This is a genomic window from Muricoccus nepalensis (genome assembly GCF_006438825.1).
GTDB classification, from domain to species: domain Bacteria; phylum Pseudomonadota; class Alphaproteobacteria; order Acetobacterales; family Acetobacteraceae; genus Roseomonas; species Roseomonas nepalensis.
In genome coordinates, this window is record NZ_RCZP01000001.1 from 54,205 (window position 1) to 68,429 (window position 14,225).

A 14,225-nucleotide genomic window follows, 5' to 3' on the forward strand; every position below is an offset into this window, starting at 1 on the left:
TCCGCGGGACGGCCCGGGCGCCTTCGGGCGGTGGGCGGACGGGGAGGTTCCATGCGGCGGATGCACGGCCCGGCCGGGCGCGCGCGGGGTGCGCTTGCGCCATGATCTTCGCCTCCTTCGAGTTCCTCTGTCTCTTCCTGCCCCTCTTCTTTGCCGCCTACTTCCTCACGCCCTTCCGCCACCGGAACTGGCCCATCCTGGTCCTCTCCTGGGCCTTCTACGCCTGGTGGCGGGTGGACTTCCTGTTGCTCCTCGTCTTCTGCACGGTCTTCACCTTCTACACCGTGCGACTGATGGACCGGGCGGGGCCGGGGACGCGGGCGGGCACGCGGCTGCTCGTCCTCGGGCTGGCCGGGAACCTCGGCGTGCTCGCCTACTTCAAGTACGCGAATTTCGGGGTCGCGGCCTTCAACGACCTTCGTGCGGTCTTCGGCGCGGGGCCGCTGCCCTGGGCGGAGATCATCCTGCCGATCGGGCTCTCCTTCTACGTCCTGCAGTCCGTCTCCTACCTCGTGGACGTCTGGCGCGGCACGGTGCCGGTGACGCGCCGGCTCGTGGACTACGCGACCTACAAGGCGATCTTCAGCCAGCTCATCGCGGGGCCGATCGTGCGCTACGCGGAGATCAAGGACGAGCTCGTCTCGCGCCCGCACAGCCTGGCCGGGTTCGGGCTCGGCGCGCGGCGCTTCATGGTGGGCTTCGCGATGAAGGTGTGCCTCGCGGACACCGTCTCCCTCGTGGCCGACGCCGCCTTCGCGCTGCCCGCGCCGACGCTGGCCGATGCCTGGACGGGCGCCGTTGCCTACACGCTGCAGCTCTACTTCGACTTCGCCGGCTACTCCGCCATGGCGATCGGCCTCGCGCTCATGATCGGGTTCCACTTCCCCGAGAACTTCAACCACCCCTATCTCGCGGGCTCCATCCAGGCCTTCTGGCAGCGCTGGCATATGACGCTGTCGCGCTTCCTGCGGGACTACCTCTACATCTCACTCGGCGGGAACCGGCGCGGGGCCTTCCGCACCTACCTCAACCTGTTCCTCACCATGGCCATCGGCGGTCTCTGGCACGGCGCAAACTGGACCTTCATCCTCTGGGGCGCCTGGCACGGCGGGCTGCTGGCGCTGCACCGGCTCTGGCAGGGCGCGGGCGGCCGGCGCATGGGCTTCGCGCTGGGCCACGCGCTGACGATGCTCGCGGCCATCCTCGGCTGGGTGGTGTTCCGGGCGGCGGACCTCGGCAGCGCCGGCGCCATGTACGGCGGCATGCTCGGCCTGAACGGGGCGGCGCTCAGCGACGCGCTCGCCTGGCAGGTCACGCCGGACCAGTGGTGGACGATCCTCGTCGCGGCCGGGCTCGTCTACCTGCCGCTGCTCGGGGCGCGCGTGCCCTTCCAGCGCCCGCCGGAGGCGATGGGGGTGGCCTGGCGCGGGGCCTGGACGGTCGCGCCGCTGCTCGGCTTCCTGCTCAGCGTCGTGCTGCTCTACAGCCGCGCCGCCGTGCCCTTCCTCTACTTCCAGTTCTGAGGACGCGATGAGCGACGCCCCGCGATGGAACCGGCGCGCGGCGATGCTGCAGGGGATCGCGGCCGTCGCGCTGCTGGCCGCCGGCGCCTGGCAGGGCGTCGCGGCCCTCGCGAGCCCGGAGGGCGAGGCGCGGCTGCGCCCGGCGCTCGACCTTCCCGCCTTCCTCTCGGGACGGCTGACGGGCGCGGTCAACCACGTCATGGCGCACGACCTTCCCGCCGATCCCCTGCTGCGGGCGGCGGGCGGCGTGCTCCGGTACAACCTCTTCCACTCGGGCGGGCCGGCGGTGCGCGTCGGCTGCGGCGGGACCCTCTTCCTCACGGAGGAGCTGCGCCCCTGGCCGGACGCGGGGCCAGCGATGGCGGAGCGCGCCGCGGGCGTCCGGCGGCTGCGCGACGCCCTCGGCCGCCAGGGCATCGCGCTCGTCGTCGCGGTGGTGCCGGACAAGGCGCGGGTGGTGGCGGCGAAGCTCTGCGGCGCGCCGCGCTCCGCCCAGGCCGAGGCGCGCCACAACGCCTTCCTGGCCGCGCTCCGCGCCGAGGGGGTCGAGCCCGTCGCCCTCCTCCCCGCGCTCGCCGCGGTGGAGGCGGCCAGCGCCGCCTGGTACCGGACCGACACCCACTGGAACCAGGAGGGCGCGCGGGCCGCGGCCGGGGCGATCGCGGAGGCCGTCGCGGGCCTGCCGCTCACCCGCGGCGAGGCCTACCGCACCCGGGCGGCCGCGGAGGAGACGGAGGGGCCGGGCGACCTGCTCCGCCTCACCGGCCTCGACCGGGTGCCCGACGCGCTGCGCCCCCGGCCGGACCGCCAGCGGCTGGAGCGGACGGAGAAGGAGGAGGGCGGCGGCGGGCTGCTCGACGAGGCGCCGCCGCCCGAGGTCGCGCTGGTGGGGTCGTCCTACTCGGTGAACGCGAACTTCCACGGCGCGCTCCAGGCGGCGCTGCAGGCCTCCGTGGTGAACGCGGCCCTGGCGGGCGGCGGCTTCGCCGGCAGCGCGGCCGCCTATCTCGGCAGCGAGACCTTCCGGCAGTCGCCGCCCCGCCTCGTCGTCTGGGAGATCCCGGAGAGGGTGGCGGCGCAGCCGCTCACCCCGGCCGAGCGGGAATTCATCGGCCGCTGGCCGCCCACGGTGGTCGAGGCGAGCCGCAATTCACCTGTGCAACTTCTCGCGAGATGATTAAGAAGTGAACGCGTCGGCCCGGATCCGGGCGGCGCAGGAGGGGTCCTGATGTCCGCTTGCCGACCGCGCCGCCCTCGTCCCGCACGGGCGGGCCGGCCTGTGTCCGACCTCGCGCGGGACGAGGCCGCCCGGCCCCGGCGCGCGGTGGTCGCGGCGGTGGTGGCGGCGCTCGCGGGCGCGCCCGCCGCGGCGCAGTCGCCGGGCGCCGAGCCCGTCCCGGCGCCCCGTACCAGCCCCTCGCGCCCCGCCGGGCACGGCGCCGCCATCCTTCTCGACCAGGCCAACTACTGGACCGCCCAGGGCCGCCCGCAGCTCGCCCAGCAGGCGCTCGACCGCCTGCTGCTGCTCGAGCCGAACAACCCGGAGGTGCTGGCGACGGCGGCCGAGGTGGCCGCGCAGAGCGGCGACCGTCCGAACGCCGAGGGCTACATCGTCCGCCTGAACGGGGTGGCGCCGGGCAGCGCCGCCGCGCATCGGGCCATGACGGCCTTCCGCGCGATGCTGGTCGACCAGCCCACGCTGGCCGAGGCGCGCCGGCTCGCGCAGGCCGGGCAGCGGGAGGCGGCGATGCAGAAGTACCGCGAGCTGTTCCCGGACGGCGAGATCCCCCCGATCTTCGCGGTCGAGTACTTCCAGACGCTGGCGGGCACGAGCCCGGAGAACTTCGACCTCGCACGGGTGGGCATGGAGCGGCTGATCGCCCTCCACCCGGCGAACACCGCGCTTCGCCTCGCCCACGCGCAGATCCTCACCTACAGCGAGGCCTACCGCCTGACGGGGGCCGAGCACCTGCGCGCGCTGGCCGATGACCCCGCCATGGGCAGGGCCGCGCGGGTGGCCTGGCGGCAGGCGCTGCTCTGGTCCCCGACCGATCCCGACACGGCCGAGGCCATCGGGCACTACCTTCGCACGAACCCGCCCGATCCCGAGATCCAGGCGAAGTACGACGAGGCGCGGGGCACCGTGCTGCCGGGCTGGATCCTGGAGCGGATCAGCGGCTGGAACGCCTTCGGCGAGCGCCGCTTCGACGACGCCGAGCGGCACTTCCGGGCCGTGCTGGAGGGCGACCCCACGGACGCGGAGGCCTATATCGGCCTCTGCGTCGTCCGCAAGCTGCAGTTCCGCTTCGCCGAGGCCCGCGCCTTCTTCGCCAAGGCCGTCGAGCTCGCCCCCTACCGCGAGGAGGAGTTCGTCGAGAAGACGGGCAACCTCGACGGCTTCCCGGCCGCGCGGCCCGGCGCCGGGCGCGGGTTCCGCGGCGGGCGCGGCGTCCCGGCGCCGCCTGGCAGCGCCGCGCTCGCCTGGCAGAACCTCGGCCGCAACGCGCTGGACCGCGCGGCCGAGCAGGCCCAGCGCGCGCTGCGCGGGAACGCGGAGGAGCGCCTGCAGGGCGAGGTCGTGCTCGGCCTCGTGGCCCTCCGCCGCGACGACTTCTCGACGGCCGAGACGCGCTTCCGCAACGCGCTCGCGATCCGCCCGGCCGAGGCCTCGGCGCAGGGCGGGCTCTTCGAGGCGCTGCAGCGACAGGGCCGCTTCGCCGACGCCGACCGCCTCCTCGCCGAGACGGGCTTCCGCCCGCCCGAGGGCGCCCGGAGCTTCCGCGCCGCCGCCCTGCGCGGCGAGGCCCAGCGCACGCGCGACCGGGACGCGCGGATCGCCCTTCTCCGCGGCGCGGTCGCGGCGGACCCGGCAGACGCCTGGAGCGCCTTCGACCTCGCGCGCAACCTGAAGGAGCGCGGCCAGCTGGACGAGGCGCGGCGGCTCGAGCGCGACCTCGCCGCGCGCGGCACGCCCGACGCGCTCTTCGCCGCCTCCCTCCTCTCCAACGCCGACGGGCGGCTGACCGAGACGGTGGCGCGGCTGGATGCCATCCCGCCCGCGGCGCGGACGGAGGACGGGCGGCGGCTGCTCGAGGCGAACCGCCGCGCGCTCGAGGTCCGGGAGCTGGAGCGCGCCGCGCGCGGCAACCCGGCCTCCGAGGCGGCCCGTCGGCTCGTGGCGCTGGCGGCCCAGCCCGACCCCGGCGGCGAGACGGCCGCCGCCGTGATCCGCGCCTTCAACCGCCTGCGCCAGCCGCGGAACGCCGAGGCGGCCGCGCGGGCCGCGGCGGGCACGCCGGCCGCCCGCGTCGCGGTCGCCGCCGCGCTGCTCGAGGGCGGGCTGGTGGCGGAGGCGGAAGGGCTCTCCGCCGGCGTGGAGCGCGACGCCCTGGCGCCGGCCGAGCTGCGGCGGCAGGCGGCGGGGCTGCGCGCGGCCTCGGCCGCCTCGGCCGCGGATCGGCTGAACGACGGCGGCGACCGGCAGGGGGCCATGCGCCGCCTCGCCCCCGCCCTCGGACAGGCGCCGGGGAACGCGGACGTTCAGCTCAGCCTCGCCCGCGTCCTCGCGGGCTCCGGCCGCGCGGAGGAAGCCCTGCGCATCGCCGACGGTATCCTGGGCGCGAGCCCCGAGAACGTGCGCGCCCGCGCCGTCGCGGGGGAGGCCGCGGTCCTCGCCAAGGAGATCGGGCGGGCGGAGGATATCCTGCGGGAGGGCCGCGAGAGGGGCGCCGACGAGCTGCAGATGGCGCTGCTCGAGGCCCGCATCGCGCGGGCGCGGGACGACCGGCTGCGCGCGCGTCGCGCCCTCGAGGAGGCCGCCCGCCTGCGCGCGCGGCAGCTCCAGGCGAGCAACTAGGCGGCGCGCGCCGCTAGTTGCGCCAGCGCGCCGTCGCGTCGCGCCCGATGAAGGCGACCAGCCCCTGGCCCTCGGGGCGGAGGAGCCAGAGGCTGTACATGCCGCCCGCCTCCAGCCCCTCGAGCTTCACGTCGGGCGCGGCGGCGCCGGCGCAGCCGACGCGGAGCTCGGCCGTGACGGGCTGGACCGTGCGCGTCGCCATCGCGCCCGAGGCCACCGGCCCCGGGAAGACTGCGGGCCCGTCGGGCGCGAGCAGCACGGAGGCGTCCGCGCAGCCCGCGACGTTGTAGAAGCTCAGCCGCGCGCGGGCGCGGTTGAAGTCCACCGGGTCGGTGAGCGGCGTGGCCGCGATGCCGCCGTCGGCCGAGGCCTGGAGGAGGACGGTGTTGAAGCTCTTCGGCTGCAGATGGAGCACGACGCGCGCGCTGCGCCGCCCCGCGCTCGCCTCGACCACGATCTCGCGGCCTCCCGAGACGCGCGGCGCGACGTTGTAGACCGTCACACGCTCCTCCGGCCGCGTGCCGAGGCGGAGGGCGGGCATGAACGCGGGGCGCAGAGCGACCTCCTCGCCGAGCGCGTTGACGAAGCGGACATAGGCCGAGTCCGGCGGCGGCTCGGGGTCGTAGACCTGCCCCTGGGCGCGCGCGCCCGCCGGCGCGAGGCCGGCGAGCGCGGCGAGGGCGGCGGCGGCCGCGCGGCGGGCGGGGGCGCGCGGGCTCACGCGGCGACGGCCTGGCGGAGGTCGCCGAGGAATTTGTCCGGCGACATCGCGTTCGTGCCCCAGCCGGAGCTGCTCGGCCCGGCGGGCATGTCGAGCTCGAGCTGCGCCCAGACGAGCATCTTGGGACGGTGCTGGCGGAAATCGGCGCTGGTGAGGTACTGCATGAGGGTCGCGAAGGGTCCGATGCTGTTCGGCTTCCAGAAGAGCCCGACCGGCCGCCCGATCTGGTTCGAGAAGACCGGCTGGAAGGCGTAGCGCGGTTCCATGTAGCTGCTGCCGACGATCGTCACCTCGGCCGCGTCGTCCGCGAGGAGGGCGTTCTGCCCGGCGGGCGCGACGACGTCGCGGACCTGATAGGGCTCGGGCGGGTAGGCCGCCCGCTGCGCCTCCGGCAGGTTCCGCACGAGGTCGCCGCGGGGCGAGACGCGGTTGATCGGGGCCGAGACCTGCAGCCCCGGCCGGCTGCTCAGGGGAAGGGCGGGGCCCACCACCTTCGCCGTCTCGACGGCCGCGAGCTCCGCCCCCATCGGCGTCCAGTGCGTGTCCGACTTAAAGAAGAGCGGCGTGCTGGCCGCCCGCGCCCGGAACGCGGCCTCGAGGTCGGGCGAGAGGGCGCCGGCCGCGCGGAGGTCGTTCAGGTAGGCCGCGTAGCGCCGGTCCGCGCCCGGCGCGACCTGCATGCCGTCCGGCAGGAACTGGCGGTAGGTCCGTGCCTTGGAGGGGACGACGAGGACCGTCACCTCGATGCGGGCGGCCCTGAGGATGCCGATCGCGCGGGTGACGACCGCCGTCGCCTGCTTCACCTGGTGGGGCTCGTCCTCGGTGATCTTGTCCCAGACGGCGAAGAGCCAGCCGTCCTTCCCGACGATGGCGAAGGAGGATTGCGCCGCCGCCGGGCGCGGCGCGGCGAGGGCGGCGGCGCCGGCCGCGACGAGCGCGCGCCGGCCGAGTGTCGCGGCGGCACGGGGCGGATCGGGGAAGCCATCCATCGGGTCTCTCCGCGGTGTCCCCGGCGGCCTGCGACGCGCCGGGAGGAATGAAGCGTCGGGAAGAGGCGTCGCCGCGCCCCGGCCGCGACTCAGGCGAGGGCCTGGCCGATCCCCGAGAGGAATTCGTCGGCCGGGATCGCGTTGTTGGGGAAGGCGCGCCCGTCGGAGGGGAGCAGGCCGAAATCCTGCTCGATGATGTTCCAGACGATCAGCTTCGGCCGGTGCCGCTTGAAGCCCGCGCCCCTCAGGTAGTCGAGCAGCACGCGGTAGGGCCCCTTGAGGTGGTTCTCCCAGGAGAGCGAGACCGGGCGGTTCAGCAGCGAGGAGATCATCGGCGCGAGGTTGTACTTCGGCTGGGCGAAGCTGTTGCCGACCACCGCGACGTCGGCCGCGTCGTCCTGCACGAGGGCGTCGCGCCCGGCGGCGGCCAGCGGGCGGCGGACGAGGAACGGCTCCACCTGGTACTTCGAGCGCTCGGGCGCGGGCAGGAGGTTGAGCAGGTCGTTCTCCGTGCCCGGCATCTGCACGCGCTCGCCGAGGCGGGTGCCGGGGGCGCGGCTCGGCGGCAGGCGGAGGCGCGGGGAGAGCTGCGCGACGAGATCCGTCGCGGCCAGCTCCGCCGCAGCAGGGGTCCAATGGATGTCGTTGCGGAAGTACAGCGCCTCGCCCGGCGCGCTCCGGCGCTGGGCCGCGAAGACCTGGGCGAGGTCCGGCACCACCGCCCCGCCGGCGCGGAGCCCCTCCACGGCCAGGCCGTAGCGCTGCGCGGCCTCGGGACTGAAGGTCCAGTCCTCCGGCAGGAACTCCGGGTAGACGCGCGCCTTGGCGGGGGCGACGAGGATGGCGCACTCGATGCCGCGGGCGCGGATCAGGCCGACCGCGTCGTTGATGATCTTCGTGACCTGGCCAAGGCGGGCGCTGCTCGCCTGGCGCGGGTCGTCGAAGGCGAGGAAGAGCCAGCCGTTCTTCCCCACCACGACCCCGTTCATGATCGTCGCCGCCCGTGCGCCGGGAGGCGTGGCGAGGCCGGCGGACAGCCCCAGGCCCGTCCGCAGGGCGGTCCGACGCGAAAGATCCGCAGCCACGTTCAAGGAGACCTCGTCCGAAAACAATTTCGTGAGGTGTATCATGGTAACCGGCGATCGGAAGCGGCGGCGGGCGGCGCCGCCGCGTTCGTTGCGGGTTATGGCCGGGCGGACACAGCCTTGCCGCGTGCCGGGCGGATGGACCGGCCTCAGCGCGCGAGGAGGTCGCGGATCGTCGGCTCCAGCGCGGCCGAGAGGCGCGCGTAGCCCTCGGGCGCGAGGTGGAGGCGGTCGGGCGCGATCGAGGCGGCGAGGCGCCCCCGGGCGTCGAGCAGCACCGGCCCCGGATCGGCGTAGAAGACCCACTCGCCGTCGGCGCAGCGGGCGACCAGCTCGTTGACGCGGGCGTTGACGCGCCGGGTGGGGTCGCTGGCCTCCGCCCCGCGCGGCAGGATGCCGAGGACGAGCACCCGCGTCTCCGGCGAGCGCCGGCGGATGAACCGCACGACCTCCGCGATGCCGAGCGCCGTGTCCTCGGGCCTGGAGTTATAGCTCGCGTTGTTGGTGCCGATGAGGAGGACCGCGAGCCGCGGGCGGAGCGTGGCCGGCCAGTGCCCCTCCTGCTGGAGCCGCCAGAGCAGGCCCTGCACGAAGTCGCCCATCACCCCGAAGTTCACCGCGCCGCGGGCCGCGTAGTGGGCGGCCCAGGTCGCGGGGTCCCAGGCCTGAGTGATGGAGTCGCCGAGGAAGATCATCCGCGCCCCGGCCAGGCCGCCGGCCGCGACCCGGGACAGCTCCGCCACCCGGGCGAGCGAGGGCGGGTAGTGAAGCCTCTCCGGTCGCGCCTCGCGCGGCATCGGGTCGCGGGGGGGCAGCGCGGCGCAGGCCGGGGCGCCCTCGGCGGGCAGGGCCGCAAGCCCAGCCATCAGGCCGAGCGCCCCGGCGAGGCGGCGGAAGCCGTGGGGCGGCATGGGCGGGAGAGACCTCCTTGTTGGCGCCTCCCCCTCGCCGCCCCGCGGCGCATGGCCAGGGCCTCAGGCCGCGGCGTCGGAAACCGCGTCCTGGTAGCCGCGGGGATGCTTCTTCCGCCATGCATAGGCCGTGCCGACGATGTCGTCGATCGCGCCGAGCCGGGGCGTCCAGCCGGTGTCGCGCCGCAGCGCCGCGTTGGAGGCGACGAGGACCGGCGGGTCGCCCGCCCGCCGCGGGCCGAGGACGTGGGGCACTGGGCGCCCCGCCGCGCGCTCCACTGCCGCGATGACCTCGAGCACGGAGGCGCCGGTGCCGCTGCCCACGTTGTAGCGGCAGGAGGGGCCGTCCTTCAGCCGGTCGAGCACCCGCAGATGCGCGTCGGCGAGGTCGGTGACATGGACGTAGTCGCGGATGGCCGTGCCGTCGGGCGTCGCGTAGTCCGTGCCGAAGACGGTGAGCGCGGGGCCGAGGCCGAGCGCCGCGTTCACCGCGTTGGGGATGAGGTGCGTCTCGGGGTTGTGGTCCTCGCCCAGCCGGCCGCCGGGATCGGCGCCGGCCGCGTTGAAGTAGCGCAGCGCCGCCGAGCGCAGCCCGTGCACCCGGTCCGCCCATTCCAGCCCGCGCTCGACCATGAGCTTGGACTCGCCATAGGGCGAGACGGGCGCGAGGGCCTCGTTCTCGTCGATCGGGATGCGGGCGGGCTCGCCGAAGAGCGCGGCGGTGGAGGAGAGCACGAAGCGCCGCACCCCCGCCTTCACCGCGGCGTCGGCGAGCCAGAGGGAGTTGCCGAGGTTCTCGGCGAGGTAGCGCAGCGGCTCGCGCATGCTCTCGCCGACCAGCGACAGGGCGGCGAAGTGCAGCACGCCGTCGAAGCGCCAGCCGGCGAGCACCTCCTCCACCTTGCGGCGGTCGGAAAGGTCGCCCACGACGAGTTCCATGCCCGGCTGGACCGCGCCGCGATGCCCCTGGCGGAGGTCGTCGAGGATCACGACGTCGTCGCCCCGCTCCTGCAGGGCGAGGGCCACATGGCTCCCCACATAGCCGGCGCCGCCGGTCACCAGGTACCGTCCCATCAATGATCCTCTATGCTCGATGCGCTCAACATTCATCGCGGCGCGGCCATCGGCCGCCCTGGGGCTGGACGGCTTCGCGCATCCGTCGGAGACCGTCCAGTCACATAACCTAACGCGGGGCGGGGCTGGACGATGCGCATGGGTCGCCTTCTGGTCCTTCTGCCCGGCGAGGGCTTCGGGGAGGCCGGAGCCTTGGCCCTGCGCGTGGCGGGGGCGGCCGCTGGCCTCGGGGTGGAGGTCGCCGTCGCGGCGCAGGAGCCGGCGCGGGACCGCCTGCGCGCGGGGTCGCCGCCCGCGGGAGCCCTGGCGCTGGTGGATCCCCCCCTGCCCCGGAACCGCGGTCCCTCGGGCGTGGTCCGGCAGGCGCAGGCCGAGGCCACAAGCGCGGTCCTCGCCGCCGCGCGGCCGGACGCCGCTCTCCTTTCCCTTCCCTGGCCAGACAGCGGCGCGGGCGCCATGGCGGCGCTGGCCGTGGCCGCGCTGCCGGTCCTCGTTCTCCTCCATCTGGCCCCCCGCGGCGGTCCCCGGCCGGTCGCGCTCGACGACGCCGCCCTCGCGGACGCGGCGGCGATGCGGGCCGAGTGGGTGGCCGTCTCCGGGCCGGTCGCGGCGCGGGCGGGGCGGCTGCTCGGCCTGCCGGAGGGGCGGGTCGCGGTCATCCCGCCCGGGGCGGAGCGCCCGCGGCCGGCCGACCGCGCCGCCTGCCGGGCCGCGCTGCGGGAGCGGCTCGCGGTGGCAGCGGAGACGCCGGTCGCGCTTCACCTCGGGCCGCTCGAGGCGGCCAAGGGCGCGGACCGGCTCTTCGGCATCGCCGAGGGCTTCGCGGCCCGCTGCGGCGGCGTCGTCGCCTGCTCCGGGGAAGGCATCCTGGAGGCGGCCCTGCGCGAGCCCGCGGGCGAGGACTACCCGCTCCGGATGCTCGGCCACGACCGGGACCCGGCCGCGCTGCTCGCGGGGGCGGACCTGCTGGTCCTGCCCTCCCGCCTCGAGGGGGCGCCCACCACCTTCCTCGAGGCCGCGCTCGCCGGGCTTCCCGTGGCGGCGAGCGAGGAAGCGCTGGAGGCGCTCGGCGCGGAGGCGGAGCGCGTCGCCGCCCTCGCCGACGGGGACGACGGCCCCGCCATGGCCCGGGCCATGGCGGAATGCCTGGATCGTAGCGGCCCCGCGGCCGGCCGGGCCGAGGCCGCGCGGCGCCTCGCCCTCACCCAGGACGCCGGGGCCATGACGGCGCGCTACCTCGGGCGGCTGCGTCGGCTGGGCGCGCTTGGCGCGGCGGAGGGCGGGTGATACGCCGCCCCCGCCCGTGGCCCCGCGCGGCGGGCCATCCCGGGCCCGGGGCCCGCTTCGACGAGGTGCCTCTGCCTTGATCCCTCGCGCCGCCCCCGCCCACCTGCCGCGCCTCGCGGAGGGATCGCCCCTCGTCATCGTCTCGGAGGGGGTCGCGGACCCCTCGCCGATCGCCTCCCCGGCGCTGGACGTCTGGATCGCCTCGGTGCGGGCGGGCGGAATGCTGCTCCACCCGCTCGGCACGCGGGCGCCCGACCCGGCGGAGGCCGCCCCGCTCGCGCAGCCGCCGGCCGGCGCCCTGGCCCTGGTGGCGCCGGACGCGCGGGTCCTCGCCCCGCTCGCCCGCTGGTGGGAGGGCCCTTCCCTCCGGCCGCCGCCCTACCCGGTGGTGGCCGCGACGGGGGCCGAGGCCCTGGGCGGGCTGCTCGCCGCGGCGGCGGAGGCGCTCTCCACCGCGTGGCTGCGCGAGGCGGAGCCGCCGCGGCAACGTCCGGCCGAGGAGGACGCCGGCCCCGCTGCCTTGCCTCCCGAGGAAGCCTGCGTCGTCGGCGCGGACGGCGCGATCGACTGGGCGGCGGCCCGCGCGATGGAGGGGGGAATCGACCTCGTCGCCCTCGGGGACGAGGCGCCGCGCCCGCTGCTCCGGGCCCGCCCACGCGGCCGGGCGATCCTCCTCCTGCCCGGCGTCGAGGCCGGCGGGCGCGACCGGCTGCGGGTCTCGCTCGCGCATGGCAGCGGGCGCGGGGCGTCGGTGGCCGCCTGGCTTCGCCCGGAGGGAGAGGCGCCGGCGGACCCGGCCGACCTCCTGCGCGAGGCGCCCGGCGCGGCCTGGACGGGATGGCGGCCGCTGGAGGAGGGCGCCGCCCTTTCCCTGCCCGTCCCGGCCCTCCTCGGCCGCGGCACCCTTGCGATTGGGCTGCGGGCCGGGGAGGAGGAGGCGGTAGTGGAGGTCGAGGGCGCGGCGCTCTCCGCAGGGGCGGAGGCCGGCGATCCGGCCCCGGCCGAGGCGGAGAAGTGGGCGCCTCCCTCTGCCCCTTCCGACCCCCGGGAGGTGGCGGCGCCGGAGCCCCCGGCCGTGGCGCCGAACGCCGACGACGCGGTGGCGGCGACGCAGGAGGGCGTCCGGCTGAAGGGCTACGAGGCGGAGGGGCCGCACCGCCATCTCGACCTTGAGACCCGCAGCCTTGCCGCCGGGGCGGAGCAATGGCCGCTGGTCCGGGTGAACATCGCGCCCGGCGAGGGGGGGCCGCGGCTCGAGTTCCGGCTGGGCGCGGAATGGCCGCCCGTGTTCCAGGAATGGCTGGGGCGGCAGAGCGACCGCTTCGGCCCTCTCCTCCGCGTCGCCGAGGGGGAGGTCGCGGACTTCCTGGATCTCGTCTCCCACCCGCGCGACGCCGCCCTCGTGCGTGCCCTCCTCGCCGTCCTGCCGGCGGTGGTCGAGGAAGGATGCCGGCAGGCCGGGATCGATCCGGACGCCGCGCCCGAATGGGTGGAGGGCGCGCGGGCGCTCCGGGCCGCGGCCCGCCCCGCCTGAGGCGGGGCGGAGGGGCTCAGACGCGCTCGATGATCATCGCGATGCCCTGGCCGACGCCGATGCACATGGTGCAGAGCGCGTAGCCGCCGCCGCGGCGGTGCAGCTCGTGAGTCGCGGTCTGCACCAGCCGCGCGCCGCTCATGCCCAGCGGGTGGCCGAGCGCGATGGCGCCGCCGTTGGGGTTCACGTGCTCGGCGTCGTCGGGCAGGCCGAGGTCGCGCGTCACGGCCAGCGCCTGGGCGGCGAAGGCCTCGTTCAGCTCGATGACGTCCATGTCGGACAGCTTGAGCCCCGCCTTCTCCAGCACCTTCCGCGTCGCGGGCGCGGGGCCGAAGCCCATGATGCGGGGCGGCACGCCGGCGGTGGCGGAGGCCACCACCCGGGCGCGTGGGGTCAGGCCCTGGCGGCGGGCCATCGCCTCGTCGGCGAGGAGGAGGGAGCAGGCACCGTCGTTCACGCCCGAGGCGTTGCCGGCGGTGACCGACCCGCCCTCCTTGCGGAAGGGGGTGGGCAGCTTCGCCAGCGCCTCGGCCGTGGTGTCGGGGCGGAGGTGCTCGTCGGCCGCGAAGACCACCGGGTCGCCCTTGCGGCGGGGGATGGTGACGGGGACGATCTCCTCCGCAAAGCGCCCGGCCTTCTGGGCGGCGCCGGCGCGGGCCTGGCTGCGCAGCGCGAAGGCGTCCTGGTCGGCGCGGCTCACCTGGAAGTCCTGGGCCACGTTCTCGGCGGTCTCGGGCATGGAATCCACGCCGTGGGCCTTCCTCATCAGCGGGTTCACGAAGCGCCAGCCGATGGTGGTGTCGTATATCTCCGCGTGGCGGCCGAAGGCCTCGGCGCTCTTGCCCTGCACGAAGGGCGCGCGCGTCATGCTCTCCACCCCGCCCGCGATCATGAAGGAGGCCTCGCCGGCCTTGATGGCGCGGGCCGCGATGCCGACCGCGTCCATGCCGGAGCCGCAGAGGCGGTTGACCGTGCTGCCGCCGACGCTGTCCGGCAGCCCCGCCAGCAGGAGCGCCATGCGGGCGACGTTGCGGTTGTCCTCGCCGGCCTGGTTGGCGCAGCCGAAGACGACGTCGTCCAGCGCGGCCCAGTCCACGCCCTCGTTCCGCGCCATGAGCGCCCGCAGCGGCACCGCGCCGAGGTCGTCGGGGCGAACGGCGGCGAGCCCGCCGGCGTAGCGCCCGATGGCGGTGCGGGCCGCGTCGCAGATGAATGCCTCGGGCATGTGGGGTCCCCTGCTTCCTT

General features: G+C 76.1%; 11 protein-coding genes. 5 read left to right on the top strand and 6 right to left on the bottom strand.

The window, feature by feature from the left end; translation table 11 throughout:
- The first annotated feature begins 101 nt into the window (after positions 1-101).
- The 3 genes from EAH89_RS00255 to EAH89_RS00265 all read left to right on the top strand — a co-directional run bounded on the left by EAH89_RS00255 (position 102) and on the right by EAH89_RS00265 (position 5,379).
- Complete coding sequence (locus EAH89_RS00255) at positions 102-1,523, top strand: MBOAT family O-acyltransferase (protein WP_140880739.1); 1,422 nt, start codon at positions 102-104, stop codon at positions 1,521-1,523.
- Positions 1,524-1,530: 7 nt separating this feature from the next.
- The gene (locus EAH89_RS00260) at positions 1,531-2,700 is read left to right on the top strand and encodes an alginate O-acetyltransferase AlgX-related protein (protein ID WP_140880742.1); all 1,170 of its coding nucleotides are present in this window, start codon (positions 1,531-1,533) and stop codon (positions 2,698-2,700) included.
- Positions 2,701-2,802: 102 nt separating this feature from the next.
- The gene (locus EAH89_RS00265; RefSeq protein ID WP_140880744.1) at positions 2,803-5,379 is read left to right on the top strand and encodes a tetratricopeptide repeat protein; all 2,577 of its coding nucleotides are present in this window, start codon (positions 2,803-2,805) and stop codon (positions 5,377-5,379) included.
- A 13-nt stretch (positions 5,380-5,392) separates the two neighbouring features.
- Here the strand turns inward: EAH89_RS00265 and EAH89_RS00270 are convergent, their stop codons facing one another.
- The 5 genes from EAH89_RS00270 to galE form a co-directional block, all read right to left on the bottom strand.
- A complete protein-coding gene (locus EAH89_RS00270) occupies positions 5,393-6,100 on the bottom strand; it encodes an ABC transporter permease (protein ID WP_140880746.1) in 708 nt (235 codons plus the stop codon).
- On the bottom strand, positions 6,097-7,089 hold the full coding sequence (locus EAH89_RS00275; protein WP_140880748.1) for an alginate O-acetyltransferase AlgX-related protein: 993 nt from the start codon (positions 7,087-7,089) through the stop codon (positions 6,097-6,099). The genes EAH89_RS00270 and EAH89_RS00275 overlap by 4 nt, the downstream gene beginning before the upstream one ends.
- An 89-nt stretch (positions 7,090-7,178) precedes the next feature.
- Positions 7,179-8,174, bottom strand: a complete 996-nt coding sequence (locus EAH89_RS00280; RefSeq protein ID WP_161993440.1) for an alginate O-acetyltransferase AlgX-related protein — start codon at positions 8,172-8,174, stop codon at positions 7,179-7,181.
- A 149-nt stretch (positions 8,175-8,323) separates the two neighbouring features.
- Positions 8,324-9,085 (bottom strand): GDSL-type esterase/lipase family protein, encoded by a 762-nt coding sequence (locus EAH89_RS00285; protein WP_162861300.1) that lies wholly within the window; start codon positions 9,083-9,085, stop codon positions 8,324-8,326.
- A 63-nt stretch (positions 9,086-9,148) separates the two neighbouring features.
- Positions 9,149-10,159: a UDP-glucose 4-epimerase GalE gene (gene galE, locus EAH89_RS00290; protein WP_140880752.1), complete on the bottom strand. Its 1,011-nt coding sequence runs from the start codon at positions 10,157-10,159 to the stop codon at positions 9,149-9,151.
- A 138-nt stretch (positions 10,160-10,297) separates the two neighbouring features.
- Here galE and EAH89_RS00295 point away from each other — a divergent pair, with 138 nt between their 5' ends.
- A complete protein-coding gene (locus tag EAH89_RS00295; protein ID WP_140880754.1) occupies positions 10,298-11,446 on the top strand; it encodes a glycosyltransferase in 1,149 nt (382 codons plus the stop codon).
- Between the two features lie 76 nt (positions 11,447-11,522).
- Positions 11,523-12,980 carry a DUF6212 domain-containing protein gene (locus tag EAH89_RS00300; protein ID WP_140880756.1) on the top strand — a complete coding sequence of 486 codons (1,458 nt, stop codon included), beginning with the start codon at positions 11,523-11,525 and terminating at the stop codon, positions 12,978-12,980.
- A 16-nt stretch (positions 12,981-12,996) separates the two neighbouring features.
- Here EAH89_RS00300 and pcaF read toward each other — a convergent pair whose 3' ends face one another.
- Positions 12,997-14,205 (bottom strand): 3-oxoadipyl-CoA thiolase, encoded by a 1,209-nt coding sequence (gene pcaF, locus EAH89_RS00305; protein ID WP_140880758.1) that lies wholly within the window; start codon positions 14,203-14,205, stop codon positions 12,997-12,999.
- Positions 14,206-14,225 lie beyond the last annotated feature (20 nt).

Bases quoted from the DNA above. Each gene is read 5' to 3' on its own strand.
- EAH89_RS00255 (WP_140880739.1), top strand. From the start codon at position 102: ATGATCTTCGCCTCCTTCGAGTTCCTCTGTCTCTTCCTGCCCCTCTTC.
- EAH89_RS00260 (WP_140880742.1), top strand. From the start codon at position 1,531: ATGAGCGACGCCCCGCGATGGAACCGGCGCGCGGCGATGCTGCAGGGG.
- EAH89_RS00275 (WP_140880748.1), bottom strand. From the start codon at position 7,089: ATGGATGGCTTCCCCGATCCGCCCCGTGCCGCCGCGACACTCGGCCGG.
- EAH89_RS00285 (WP_162861300.1), bottom strand. From the start codon at position 9,085: ATGCCGCCCCACGGCTTCCGCCGCCTCGCCGGGGCGCTCGGCCTGATG.
- galE (WP_140880752.1), bottom strand. From the start codon at position 10,159: ATGGGACGGTACCTGGTGACCGGCGGCGCCGGCTATGTGGGGAGCCAT.
- EAH89_RS00295 (WP_140880754.1), top strand. From the start codon at position 10,298: ATGGGTCGCCTTCTGGTCCTTCTGCCCGGCGAGGGCTTCGGGGAGGCC.
- pcaF (WP_140880758.1), bottom strand. From the start codon at position 14,205: ATGCCCGAGGCATTCATCTGCGACGCGGCCCGCACCGCCATCGGGCGC.